This is a genomic window from Bradyrhizobium sp. Leaf396 (assembly GCF_001424605.1).
In the GTDB taxonomy this organism is placed as follows: Bacteria; Pseudomonadota; Alphaproteobacteria; order Rhizobiales; family Xanthobacteraceae; genus Bradyrhizobium; species Bradyrhizobium japonicum_C.
The window spans coordinates 18,575-30,852 of record NZ_LMQJ01000004.1 but is presented as its reverse complement, the minus strand read 5'-3'; the positions used below and the strand labels follow the sequence as shown (position 1 = coordinate 30,852).

11 protein-coding genes are annotated in these 12,278 nt (G+C 63.8%); 5 read left to right on the top strand and 6 right to left on the bottom strand.

Annotation, left to right across the window (positions count from 1 at the left end):
• Positions 1-134 precede the first annotated feature (134 nt).
• On the top strand, positions 135-1,979 hold the full coding sequence (ftsH, locus tag ASG57_RS05045) for an ATP-dependent zinc metalloprotease FtsH (protein WP_057195787.1): 1,845 nt from the start codon (positions 135-137) through the stop codon (positions 1,977-1,979).
• Between the two features lie 63 nt (positions 1,980-2,042).
• On the opposite strand, the gene ASG57_RS38340 is transcribed toward ftsH, so the two are convergent.
• Complete coding sequence (locus tag ASG57_RS38340; protein WP_244490926.1) at positions 2,043-2,333, bottom strand: hypothetical protein; 291 nt, start codon at positions 2,331-2,333, stop codon at positions 2,043-2,045.
• A gap of 392 nt (positions 2,334-2,725) precedes the next feature.
• Between ASG57_RS38340 and ASG57_RS05035 the strand changes: the two genes are divergently transcribed.
• Positions 2,726-2,944: a DUF6894 family protein gene (locus ASG57_RS05035; RefSeq protein WP_024340234.1), complete on the top strand. Its 219-nt coding sequence runs from the start codon at positions 2,726-2,728 to the stop codon at positions 2,942-2,944.
• A 274-nt stretch (positions 2,945-3,218) separates the two neighbouring features.
• Here ASG57_RS05035 and mgtA read toward each other — a convergent pair whose 3' ends face one another.
• From mgtA to ASG57_RS05005, 5 genes are all read right to left on the bottom strand, one after another.
• On the bottom strand, positions 3,219-5,765 hold the full coding sequence (mgtA, locus tag ASG57_RS05030) for a magnesium-translocating P-type ATPase (RefSeq protein WP_057195786.1): 2,547 nt from the start codon (positions 5,763-5,765) through the stop codon (positions 3,219-3,221).
• A gap of 201 nt (positions 5,766-5,966) precedes the next feature.
• Positions 5,967-6,452: a hypothetical protein gene (locus ASG57_RS05025; protein ID WP_057195785.1), complete on the bottom strand. Its 486-nt coding sequence runs from the start codon at positions 6,450-6,452 to the stop codon at positions 5,967-5,969.
• A gap of 400 nt (positions 6,453-6,852) precedes the next feature.
• Entirely contained in the window at positions 6,853-7,131 is a 279-nt protein-coding gene (locus ASG57_RS05015) for a hypothetical protein (protein ID WP_024340230.1), read from the bottom strand.
• Positions 7,132-7,496: 365 nt separating this feature from the next.
• A complete protein-coding gene (locus ASG57_RS05010; protein WP_024340229.1) occupies positions 7,497-8,177 on the bottom strand; it encodes a helix-turn-helix domain-containing protein in 681 nt (226 codons plus the stop codon).
• Between the two features lie 158 nt (positions 8,178-8,335).
• Positions 8,336-8,647, bottom strand: coding sequence for a c-type cytochrome (locus ASG57_RS05005; protein ID WP_057195784.1), 312 nt, complete (start codon positions 8,645-8,647; stop codon positions 8,336-8,338).
• Positions 8,648-8,816: 169 nt separating this feature from the next.
• Between ASG57_RS05005 and ASG57_RS05000 the strand changes: the two genes are divergently transcribed.
• The 3 genes from ASG57_RS05000 (at position 8,817) to ASG57_RS04990 (ending at position 12,153) form a co-directional block, all read left to right on the top strand.
• Positions 8,817-9,068 carry a hypothetical protein gene (locus ASG57_RS05000; RefSeq protein ID WP_024340227.1) on the top strand — a complete coding sequence of 84 codons (252 nt, stop codon included), beginning with the start codon at positions 8,817-8,819 and terminating at the stop codon, positions 9,066-9,068.
• Between the two features lie 349 nt (positions 9,069-9,417).
• Positions 9,418-9,684, top strand: coding sequence for an EF-hand domain-containing protein (locus tag ASG57_RS39800; protein ID WP_349509765.1), 267 nt, complete (start codon positions 9,418-9,420; stop codon positions 9,682-9,684).
• A 177-nt stretch (positions 9,685-9,861) separates the two neighbouring features.
• The gene (locus ASG57_RS04990; protein WP_024340225.1) at positions 9,862-12,153 is read left to right on the top strand and encodes a heavy metal translocating P-type ATPase; all 2,292 of its coding nucleotides are present in this window, start codon (positions 9,862-9,864) and stop codon (positions 12,151-12,153) included.
• The last annotated feature ends 125 nt before the right edge of the window (positions 12,154-12,278 follow it).

Here is a 12,278-nt window from a genome sequence, read left to right as displayed (position 1 = left end):
ATGCGCCTCAGCTCCTCGCGCAATTGCGGATGCTTGCACGATAGCGTGATGGTCGTGGTGTTGACCTGAATCAAGCAGAAGGCGCCGTTGCCCATTACCATTCGTACCGCAGCCGAGTGCCATGGGAGAGCAGAGTGGAGTCCGATCAAGGTTCACGAAAGCAAGCCATGTTCATGGCCGCTATTCTGGCAGGCGGCATGCTGCTCGCCATGCTGCAGTTCGGCCTGTCGACGTACAGCTCGGTTGAAACCATTCCCTACAGCCAGTTCGAGCAGCTGCTCGCCCAGGACAGGATCGCCGAAGTCACGGTCGGCTCGGATACAATTCAGGGGAAGCTGAAGGAGCCGCTTCCGAGCGGAAAGTCCGCATTCGTGACCGCGCGGGTCGACATGGCTTTGGCCGACAAGCTCGCAATCAAAGGCGTGAGCGTGACCGGCATTCCCGGCGCCGGCGCGCTGCAGACCTTGCTGTCCTGGATCTTTCCCGTCATCGCCTTCTTTCTGATCTGGTTCTGGATCGGCCGCCGCATGGGCGGCGGCCAGGGCCTGGGCGGGCTGATGGCGATCGGCAAGTCCCGCGCAAAGGTTTATGTCGAGAAGGACGTCAAGGTCACCTTCGCGGACGTCGCCGGAGTGGATGAGGCGAAGTTCGAGCTCCAGGAGGTTGTTTCGTTCCTCAAGGACCCCACGAGCTACGGTCGATTGGGAGCGCATGTGCCCAAGGGAATATTGCTGGTCGGACCGCCGGGCACGGGAAAGACCCTGCTGGCCCGCGCCGTGGCCGGAGAGGCGGGCGTTCCGTTCTTCTCGATCTCGGGCTCGGAGTTCGTCGAGATGTTCGTCGGCGTCGGCGCAGCGCGCGTGCGCGATCTGTTCGAGCAGGCCCGCAAGGCGGCACCGTGCATCATCTTCGTCGACGAGCTCGACGCGCTCGGCCGCAGTCGGGGGCCGCTGTCATTCGGAGGTTACGACGAGAAGGAGCAGACGCTCAATCAGCTGCTGTCCGAGCTTGACGGCTTCGACCCCAGCGCCGGCGTCATCCTGCTGGCGGCCACCAACCGCCCGGAGATCCTGGATCCCGCACTGCTGAGGGCGGGCAGGTTCGACCGGCAGGTTCTGGTTGACCGGCCGGACAAGAACGGTCGCGTTGCCATTCTCAAGGTTCACGTCCGCAAGATTCAGATGGGCAAGGACGTCGACCTCGACAAGGTGGCGGGACTCACGACCGGATTCACCGGCGCCGACCTCGCAAACCTCATCAACGAAGCCGCGATTGCGGCGACCAGACGGAGCGGAGAGGAGGTCACGTTCGACGATTTCGTCACTGCCATCGAGCGGATCGTGGCCGGCATCGAGAAGAAGAGCAGGGTGCTCAGCAAGGACGAACGGCGCAGGGTCGCCTATCACGAGATGGGCCATGCCCTCGTCGCGGCTAGTCTGCCCGGCGTCGACCCCGTGCAGAAGGTCTCGATCATTCCCCGCGGGATCGGTGCATTGGGTTACACCATCCAGCGTCCAACCGAGGACAGGTTCCTGCTGACGATCGAAGAGCTCAAGAACCGCATCGCGGTGCTGATGGGCGGACGCGCATCGGAGCGCCTGATTTTCGACGGTGCAATCTCCACCGGCGCCGCCGACGATCTTCAGCGCGCGACCGAGGTCGCGATCGAAATGGTGACCAAATACGGCATGGACGAGACGGTGGGGCAGCGCACCTATGCGCCCAAGCCGCAGGCGTTTCTCGGCGCGGCGCAGGACAAGATCGTTGGCGCCGCCGAGGCGACCGGCCGCGAGATCGATCTCGCCGTCCGCAACCTGATCGAGGAGGGCGACCGCCGCGCCCGCGACATCCTTCAGCGGCGGCGCGCTGACCTCGACGCCGGTGTGGAGCTGTTGATCACGAACGAGACGGTGACGTCCGAGCAGTTCGCGCCGCTGCTCGGCAAGCGTAGCGAGGAAAGCAAGCCGGTTGCCGCGTGACTGCAGCGCGCGTCGACGGCCGCGGCTTGCCTTGCAAGAGTTCACATCGAGCCTGCGAGGCGATCAAAGTCCGCGCGAATTGATCTTCCTGCGCAGGCGATGACACGTATCTTCCAGGAGCGTCTGAAGATTCTCGAGGTTCAGAAGCAGCTCCTCTGCTTGTCGCCGTTCTGGCGTTCCGAAAGCGAAACCATTGCGCAGGGTCGCGACGTGCTCCACGCGCTTGCGTCCGGCTGCGGCCCGATGTTCGAAGAACTCGAGCTGCTCCAGATCCTGTCCCAGCCCGTCCTCTTCGGCGATGAGCAGCTTGGTGATTGCGCTTCGGCGGTCAGGCACGAGGTCGGTGTCGTTCAACAGCGCGATGTAGTGGTCGATATTCGCTCGAACGATGTACCGATGCATGGCGCACTTCCCCCGGCATTTGCCGGCAAATATTACCATTATATGGGCGGTTTGCGAAGATGGTCCTTATCGAGGTAGGGATGCACCTATCAAAATACCGTGGGCGAGGCTAGGTCATGCGCAATTGATCTCCGGCGAACGAGGCGTCCAGCTCCTGTCGCGGCAGATCTGGCTTGATCCGGATCAAGCCTCCCGGCTCCCGGCCCCTCTAAGGTGCGGTTCGCGTGACCCAAACGGGGTTGCGCCGTAAAGTCGCCGCCGAGGTCCATCCCCCATCTCGGCGGCCCTTTTTTCTCAGAATGATCGATTTCAACAGAGCCGCGCGAGATCGCGGGAAAGAGCCGATGCTGACCTACTATTTCGATATGAAGGACGGCGTGCCCGTCCGGGACAGGTCGGGGCTGGAGCTTGTGAGTGATGGCGCCGCCATTGCCCATAGCAAGAGCCTTGCCGAAAAGGTGCGGAGAGAAAAGCCGACGGGTCATCCCGAGCTCCAGATCGTCGTCATCGACGAGAGCGGCCGGGAAGTTCACCGCGAACAAATTTATCCAAGTGCGGTCTGAGCACCGGTAAGGGATGGCAGACCGTATCGTTTCAGAACCGCCTTTCAGCGTGGGCCGAACAGCTCCTTGAGCAGGCCGCCAAACTGAAGTCTGGCCGCGAGCGGGACGAACTGTTTGCTAAGATTCGTCGGGCCGACGTCGCAGCTCTCCTCGACAAATGGGTCAACTCTCGGGGGCTTCAGCCACCGAAGTAGGTTGCTTTGCCTCCAGCTGAGTGCGGCTCCGGTCGGTGCGCTGTCGCCTTCACGCGCGGTATCAGCCGAGATCGACCATCTCAGGCGTCAGGCTCCGAGATTGCCAGCCGTTTGGCGACGTTCGCCGAGATCAGATAGGCAGCTGCGATGGCAACTATCGCCGCAACTATTCCTCCTGAAAGCGCTGTAAAGCCGAACAGCCCCCTCCACGGACCGAACGCAAGCGCGAGCCCGGCGAAAAGGGCGCCGACCGAGGTCGCAATCAGGATATTGTGCGGTCGGTTTGCGCGCCACGGCAGGCGCCGAGACCGGATGACGAAAATGACCAGGATCTGTGTGAATATCGATTCCACGAACCACCCGGTTCGAAACAGTGTCGCATCCGCCTCGAACACCCCAAGCAGGACCACGAAGGTGATCGCGTCGAACAGCGAGGAGGCGATACCCATGACGATGGAGAAACGGAGGATGCTCCTCATGTCCCAGGTCTCCGGCCGGGCGACATCTTCGGGGTCGACCTCGTCGAAGGGAATGCCGATTTCGGAGAGGTCGTAGATCAGATTGTTCAGCAGGATTTGCAGGGGCAGCAGCGGCAGGAATGGAAGCACGATCGACGCCAGGGCCATAGAGAGCATGTTGCCGAAATTCGAGCTCGTTCCCATTCGGACGTATTTCAGGATGTTTGCAAAGGTCCTGCGGCCTTCGCGCACGCCTGCGGCAAGGACGGAGAGATCGGGAGCCAACAGGATCAAGTCGGCGGCTGCACGGGCGACCTCGGTCGCCCCCGTGACGGAGATGCCGACATGCGCAGCGTGTATCGCGGGGGCATCATTGACGCCGTCTCCCATGAAACCGACGACATGATTGCGGTGCCGGAGCGCGGCGATGATCCGTCGCTTCTGATCGGGGTCGATCCGGGCGAACAGATCGACATCATCGACCCGCGCGGCGAGCGCGGCATCGGTGAGCTCGGAGATCTCGGCTCCGGTCATCACGCGTCCGGACGGAAGGCCGACCGTTCGCGCGACATGCGAGACCACGGCGTCATGATCGCCCGAGAGGATCTTGATCGTCACGCCGAGCGAGGTGAGTGCCTCGATCGCCGAGGCCGCATCCTGCTTCGGCGGATCGGCGAAGACACAGAAGCCGATCATGGTCAAACCGGTCTCGTCTCCGACCGCAATCGTCTGCTGCCCGGCGGGAATCGACCTGACGGCGACGGCAAGGAGCCGAAAACCATCCCGGGCATACCGAGCCTGGATATCGGCCATTTTCTGTTGCCATGCGGCGTCGAGCGGATGGGTGAGGCCGTCGATCTCCACGGCAACGCAGCGGGCCAAGATGGATTCCGGAGCTCCCTTTGCGATCAGCATGTGTTCGTCGTGCCGCGTGACGAGAACGGACAGGCATCTCCGCTCGAAGTCGAACGGGACTTCCGAAAGCCGGACCCAGCCGTCCGGGCCGTCGCGGCTCGCCGACAAGATCGCGTCGTCGAGAGAGCTTCTGACGCCGGTCTGGAATGTGCTGTTGAGGCGGGCGAAGTCCAGGACGCGATCGCTGGACCGGTCTTGGGGATCGATATGCGCCTCCAGCGTGATTCTCGCTTCTGTCAGCGTGCCGGTCTTGTCGACGCAAAGCGTGTCCATTGCGCCCAGATCGTGAATTGCGGACAGCCGCTTGACGATGACTTTCCGCTCCGCCATGCGCAGCGCGCCGCGAGCAAGGGTCACCGTCATCACCATCGGCAGCAGCTCGGGTGTCAGGCCGACGGCGAGCGCGACCGCGAAGAGGAAGGACTCCATTGCGGGACGTTGCGCGACGAGATGAGCCATCAGCACGAACAGCGTGAGGAAGAGTGTCAGTCGAAGGATCAGCAGTCCGAGCCTTTGAACGCCCTCCTCGAGCGCGGTCGGTGGCGCGCTGGCGGCCATTGCCGAGGCGATCGCGCCAAAGCGTGTCCGGCCTCCGGTCCTCACGACCAGCATCTTGCCGCTTCCGCCGACGGTACTGGTGCCCGCGAACAACGCGTTGGTGGCGTCCGCCGGCAATGCCGCCGAGCAGGGCGCGGCCGTCTTGAAGGCGGGAAACGGCTCGCCTGTCATCAATGCTTCGTTGACCTGCAATTCCTGGGCATCGAGGACGACGCCATCGGCCGGTATCAGATCGCCGATGCGGAGTTTCACGACGTCGCCGGGGACGAGAGCCGTCACCGACATCGTCACTTCCCTGCCGTCCCTGATGACGTCGGCCTGAATCGCGACGGATTCCCGCAACGCTTCCGCCGTCCGCTCGGCGCGATGCTCCTGGACGATATCAAGCGTGATGGAGAGGGACAGTACGGCTGCGATGATGGCAAAGCTGCCGATATCGCCGCTCAGCCCGGACACGATTGCCGCCGCCAGCAGCATCGCGATCAGGGGATTCCAGAGGCGGTGGCCGAGCTTGCGCAGGGCTGACCGGCTTTGCGAGGCATCCGCGCGGTTTGCTCCGAAGACGGCGAGCCGCCGGCTCGCTTCGGTCTGTGTCAGTCCGTCCGGACCCGAGCCCAGCGTGCGGCAGAGCTCGTCCTTCGGCGTTTGCCAGAATTCGGCGGCCAAAGCCTTGGCCGGAATGGATTGCTCGGTCATGGGGAGGGCGCCGATCTGACAGCTGGACCAGGCGAAGGTAAGACGGCGCTCAATCCTTGGGTTGATGCGGCTCAACTCCGCCTCGGGCGGATGCGCGCACGAACCGGATTCACCTCTCTTGAAGGGAGAATGGTGCGCATCGAAGATGCGATCCGGGTGAGGCACGCCCGCCGCGCGCGCAGCTATGCGGCGCTCGGCGCATCATTTCTTCCGGCTGGCCGCCGGCGGCGAGAATATCTGGTTGGCAGGCGGTTGCCCGCCCGCGGGAACGGTGATGGCAATGAAGCCGCGGCCCATCGAGGTGTGGCAGGCGTTGCAGCCGTCGGTCAGCACGCGCATGGAAGCTGCGAACTTGCGCTCGTCTCCCGTCGCGATCGCGTCGGCGACCGCGAGCAGCGGCTCCTTCATCGTGGTCACGTTGCTGACGGGCACCGCCGGATAGAATATGGCTGCTTCCGCCAGGCTGTTGGTCAGCTGCCGCAACTCATATGCGGCCAAGTCCCAGTTCTTCGCCTTGCCCGCATACCAGAGCTTGAGATGCTCAATCTGCGCCATGCCCATAACCTCGACGAGACGCGGCGCTTCTTGTTTGGCGCTCGGGGAGGCTGGAAAGTCGGACTGGGCGATCGCGGAGGTGACCGCACCAGCCGACATCGCGAGAACCACGTACCATTTTGTCAGCGTCATCCGAGCATTCCCTGTCAATCTCGACCTTTACTAGCAGGGCTGCGTTCTCCGCCCTTGCGCTGAATCAAGCTTCGCCTTCCCGCTACGCGCGGTGCACCCACGAGTGCTCAATTCAGCTTTCCAAGAAGTCTTCGGATGATCTTCCTCAAATTGTCGGCGTACTCTTCGACGACCTGGCGCCTTTCGGCTGACGGCGAAAGCTGACGATCATCGTCTTCGTCAGCCGGCGGAGTGTCCGTCCGGGATTTCCCGCGGATGATGGAGGCGATCGGCTTTGTCACTTTCACGGGAATCTGGCCTCGGGATAGACTGCGCGCACTGTTCAAAAGCCCGATCTGCACGGCTCATTCATGGACGCCCGGCGCCGCGCTAGATTGCTGCAACGGACCACTCGCTGCGACTAGGGGCGCGAGGCCTTCGGATCGCACTTGGGACAGCGGCCGTCGGCGGCAGCTCCGAGCTGACGGCTGAGCTCGCCCCTGAGAGCCTCCTTGTCCCATTTCGTGCCGTCGCTCTTGACGATTCGCTTGGCGCGTTCGAAGGCGTGGCTCTCGGCCGCGTCGTCCCCGATGCGGACGATGACGTCGTCGTGGAAGGGGCAAACAGTCGTGGCGCGGGTCGTTTCCAGTGCGTAGCGCACGGCGGCGGCGAGATCGTCGGTGTGAATGTCGGCAAGCATGGCGGCTCTCCTGATCGCTTACTCCTTCGCCCAGGCCATCCCTACAGGTCGACGAAAATCGGCCCCGGGGCTCCCTGGGAGCGCCGAGGCCGATTGGTCGCCTGGTTCTTTCGCCCAGGGGCTGAGCTCATTCCAGCAAACCCGCGTTGCCGTTGCTCGTTCCATCGAACCCTCCGGCGGAGCCGCTCTCCGGCCTGCTCCATGCTCGCGGTTTCTGCATCCAGCTAGGGAAGCGGTGCCCGGCCTGTCTTACGAATCCGAGCTTCGCTCCTGTCGGTAACGGGACCTCAGAAAGCGTTCCCGATGCCGATACAACGCTATAATCAGGGTCAGAAACATGGCTTGATCCAGCTCAAAGAACGCAATCAGATATTCATGTCCCTGAGGTGCTGACGATTGCGCAGCACGATCTGCCTCGCACCGGAAAAGCCGAGAATGCCTTCGCTATGCAGCTGCGACAACGCGCGAGAAATCGTCTCCAGCGTCAGCCCGAGATAGTCGCCGATATCCCGGCGGCACATCGGGAGCGCCAGCATGCCGGCGCCGGCCAGCCGCCGATCCATTTCGAGAAGGAACGCCGCAACCTTCTCCATGGCGTTCTTGCGGCCCAGCAGCAGCATGTGGTTCTCGGCGTGATTGAGCTCCGCGGCGGTCATGCTCCACAATTTGCGCGCAACCTGGACGTCGGTGGTCGCGGCCTTTTCCAGCGCAGTTCGCTTGACGAGACGCACCGTCGTATCGACGATCGCTTCCGCCGCGAGGCGGTGGGTGGCTCCGGATTCCAGGCCGAATACGTCGCCGGGCAGATGGAACGACCCGATCTGACGCCGGCCGTCCGACAGCAGCTTGTATGTTCTGACTGAACCCGACACGACCTGGTAGACGTATTCGGCCGGCTCGTCCTCCCCGAAAATCTCTTCATCCTTCTGGTAGGAGAACTCGCTCGCGATCAATCCTGCCAGGGCTGCGAATGAATCGGCCACGCGGGACGCCTGCGCGGTCTTGGGACGAAGCGGCTGGTTGACGTCGAGGGCGGTGGTCAGCATCGGATTCTCCTTCTGATGGAGCTCAATTAAGCCAGCCGGTCAGGTCTGGATATTTCGGGAGGATTCGTAGGGCGATGTCCTTACGTAGATGTCCGGAGCGGCCGCGGTTCGATTGCGCCGAACATGAGGCCGCACCGGCGCATGCCCTGCGGCGGGACTCATTTCAGCGACCGGATGTATTCAGCGAGATCCGCGACCTCCGCCCTGTTCAGGGACATGTTCGGCATGTTCGGATGCGGGACGAGAAGCAGAAACGCGAGCCTGTTCTGATCGAAATCGGGTGTCTTCGCGAGATAGGTAAACGGCGGTGCCTGATCGGAGGCGCTTGCTTGGCCGCTCTCGATGAGGTGGCAAGTTGCGCACCACCGCTTTGCGATGTCTTTGCCGCTGAGGGGATCCGCGCCGAGGCTCGGGGCGGTGGATCCGATGATGCAGCACACCGCCGACAGCAATCCGATGATCTTCGACATGCGATGTTCCCTGAGCTCCGCCGCGATGGCTAGGGCGCCACCTGGTGGAATGAACGCCGGCCGAGATCGTTCCTGCGGGCGCTCGGTGTCCGCGCGGGTCCGTTCAGGACATTTGCGTAGGTGTTGGCCCGCAATTTCAATGCTGCAACGACGGGCGCATATGGGGAGCATGGAGCGCAACATCATATTCAAGTGCCCCCGCACCGGCATGAACGTGCAGCACTGGCTACCCGGCACGATGGCGGACGCCGCGGCGACCCACGTCTCGGTCCGATGTCCCGCCTGCGCTTCGTTGCATTTTGTCAACATCGCCACCGGCGAGATGTTGAGCGAAGGCGTCGGTCAGCGGCGTCATCGACGTTCATCCGACGATCCCCAGTCGCGCGTGCCGCGACAAGCGCTCGTTTCCACCGACGGCTGAGCACGTCCGCGCCGTGCCTTGCGCTGGCGGGTTCATCCGGCACAACGCCAGAGATGCCCATCGCTGCCGAGCAGGGTCCTCTCCGCATGGCCCCCGCGTTGACCTGGGTCAAGGCGAACTCGGTGAGGTTCGACACGTTGTTACGTCACAACCAGCCGGAGGAAGCACCATGCGATGCCGAACCATTGCTGCAGCGTTCCTGTTCGCCGCCTTGGGCCATACGGCTCTGGCTCAATCGCCCGCGGAACATGAGTCCCATCATCCAGGGCAGGACCAGGCGCCCGCGTCACCGCAGGCAAGTTCTCCGGCAAACCAGTCCACGGAGCGACGCACGACGCCGGGTGGAGATATGATGGGAATGGTGGGGCACGGGATGATGGGGCAGGGAATGAAGGGACGCGGCAAGATGGGCGGTGACAGGATGGAGCCGCCGGTCGTGTTCCGCATCGTCTTCGCATTGATGGACGCCGACGGTGACGGCAGCGTCTCCTCGCCGGAGTTTCAGGCCGCTCATGAACGAATATTCAAGGCGATGGATAGCAGCAAGGATGGGAAGCTCACCCTCGAAGAGATGATGGTGTTCATGCACAGCAAGAGCAACGTTCCTCAACAATAGCGGAAATCGAAGGACGGCCGCGCCGAGTTGCCTGAAATGGCTTTTGCGCCGGCCCCGTTCCGGCCGCCGCGCAGCCGTTGCTCCGGCCTCAGTTCGCAGCGATTGAGATGAAGCGGCTCGATCGGCGAGGCTGCTTGCGGAGGAGTGCCATGCGTATCCAGCAGCGGAGACCAGGCCGTGTCGTTTGATCGGGTTCTGCGATGGTCTCTGGTCGCGATTGCAATCGCGGGATTGACCGCAGGTACCCTCGCGCGCGCCGCGGGCCGGCCTGATCTGGCCGACTTCGCCTGGGCGCTCGGCACGGTGCCGGTGATCGCAGGACTGGCGATCTCCATTGTCACGGATCTTCTGCGCGGCCGCGTCGGCGTGGACGCGATCGCGCTGCTGTCGATGAGCGCGGCGCTGGCGCTGGGGCAGCCGCTTGCCGGCGCCGTGGTCGCGCTGATGTATTCCGGCGGCAACGTGCTGGAGGAGATCGCGGTCGCCCGGGCGGAGCGGGACCTCCGGTCGCTGGTCGATCGCGCACCGCGGCTGGCACATCGCAAGTCCAGCGAACGGATCGAGGATGTTCCGATCGAGGACGTCGCGGTCGGCGAAGAGCTTCTGGTGCGGGCCGGCGAGATCGTTCCGGTCGACGGAATCGTCGGCTCGGCGTTCGCCACCATCGACGAATCCGCGGTGACGGGCGAACCGATCCCGGTTGAGAAGACACGCGGCAGTGCCGTTCTTTCCGGCTCGCTGAACGCGGGAGAGACCTTCCAATTGACCGTGACCGCGGTGGCCGGCGAGAGTACCTACGCCGGCATCGTGCGCATGGTGACGGCGGCGCAGACGGCGAAAGCCCCCTTCGTGCGGCTGGCCGACCGCTATGCGCTGATCTTCCTGCCGGTGACACTCGTCATCGCCTATGTGGCATGGCACATCTCCGGAGACTTGACCCGCAGCCTTGCCGTGCTGGTGGCGGCGACGCCTTGCCCCTTGATTCTGGCCGCCCCCGTGGCCTTCATCGCCGGTGTGGCCCAAGCCGCGCGGCGTGGCATCCTGGTCAAGGGCGGAGGCGCCCTGGAGGCACTGGCGCGCGCACACACGGTGCTGTTCGACAAGACCGGCACCCTGACGATCGGCGGAGCGCGGTTGCTGTCCGTGGAAGTCGCGCCAGGAGAGGATCCGGATGAGGTTCTCAGGCTCGGGGCCTCGCTCGAGCAGGCCTCGCATCACGTGGTTGCGAAGGCGGTCGTCGCTGCGGCCGTCCAGCATGGCCTCGAGCTGGCGCCGCCGGAACATGTCAGGGAGACCATGGGGTCTGGCCTGAGCGGTGTGATCGACGGACGCCAGGTCACGGCGGGCTCACGCGAGATGTTTCGCTCGCATATCGAGCCGTCGTCGTGGGAGCTGCGAGCGATTCGGCGTGCCTCATGGCGCTCGGCCCTGATCGTCTTCGTCGCGGTCGACGGTCGTATGACCGGTGCGCTGCTGCTGGCGGACGAACTGCGGGCGGATACGCCACGCGCGATCCGGCTGCTGCGAGATGCCGGGATCGCACGGATGGTGATGGTCACGGGCGATCGCGCCGCGACGGCGCAGGCCATCGGAGCAGCGCTCGATCTCGATGCCGTGCTGGCCGACCGTGTTCCTTCCGACAAGGTGGAGGCGGTGCGTAGCGAGCAGCGGCTGCATCCGACCATCATGGTCGGCGACGGCATCAATGACGCCCCGGCGCTGGCGGTGGCCGACGTCGGCGTCGCACTTGGCGCGCGCGGTGCAAGCGCCTCGTCCGAGGCGGCAGATGTGGTGATTCTCACCGACCGGCTCGATCGGGTCGGCGAAGCGATCATGATCTCGCAGCGGGCGCGACGCATTGCCATGCAGAGCATATTTGCCGGCATGGGATTGTCGTTGGTCGCGATGATCGCCGCAACCGTCGGCTGGCTTGACCCCGTGCCTGCTGCGATCGTGCAGGAGGTGATCGACGTTGCCGTCATCCTGAACGCGCTGCGCGCCCTGGCCCCGTCCCTCGCCAGGAGCGGCCCTCGCATCACCGCGGAGCAGGGGCGGACATTGCATCACGATCATCAGGCCCTCTTCAAGGACCTTGACCGCTTGCGGCAGATCGTCGACGCGCTGGACGATGTGATGCCTGAATCCGCCGCTGCGATGATCGGCGAAGCCCACCGGCTGGTTCAGAGCAGCGTCGTGGCTCACGAACGCGAGGATGAAGACAGCGTCTATCCGAAGCTCACGAAGGTGCTGCGCGATCGCCACGGGCTCTCTGCCATGAGCCGTGCACATCGCGAAATCCTGCATCTCGCGCGGTTACTCGCGCGGATCGCGGAGGATCTGCCGTCGGAGAAGATCGACCGCTATCTTGTACGAGACGCTCAGCGCGTGATCGAGGCGATCGAGACGCTGGTACGCATGCACACTGCTCAGGAGGAGGACATCTACGAAGCCGTGGTGTCTCCGGCTTAGCAACCACAAAAGCCGGGACCGGGCTGCTCCTGCTGCTGATTTCGATGAAGGGTTGAGTCAGCTCAATGCAACGCAGCTGGATCGGTCCATTGTGCCCGGCAGTTCGTCGCGTCGCTATCGGCATG

Coding starts and splice junctions, on each gene's coding strand:
- ASG57_RS39800 (WP_349509765.1), top strand. CDS start 9,418: ATGATGGGAATGGTGGGGCACGGGATGATGGGGCAGGGAATGAAGGGA.
- ASG57_RS05015 (WP_024340230.1), bottom strand. CDS start 7,131: ATGCTTGCCGACATTCACACCGACGATCTCGCCGCCGCCGTGCGCTAC.
- mgtA (WP_057195786.1), bottom strand. CDS start 5,765: ATGACCGAGCAATCCATTCCGGCCAAGGCTTTGGCCGCCGAATTCTGG.
- ASG57_RS05000 (WP_024340227.1), top strand. CDS start 8,817: ATGGAGCGCAACATCATATTCAAGTGCCCCCGCACCGGCATGAACGTG.
- ASG57_RS05035 (WP_024340234.1), top strand. CDS start 2,726: ATGCTGACCTACTATTTCGATATGAAGGACGGCGTGCCCGTCCGGGAC.
- ASG57_RS05010 (WP_024340229.1), bottom strand. CDS start 8,177: ATGCTGACCACCGCCCTCGACGTCAACCAGCCGCTTCGTCCCAAGACC.
- ASG57_RS05025 (WP_057195785.1), bottom strand. CDS start 6,452: ATGACGCTGACAAAATGGTACGTGGTTCTCGCGATGTCGGCTGGTGCG.
- ASG57_RS05005 (WP_057195784.1), bottom strand. CDS start 8,647: ATGTCGAAGATCATCGGATTGCTGTCGGCGGTGTGCTGCATCATCGGA.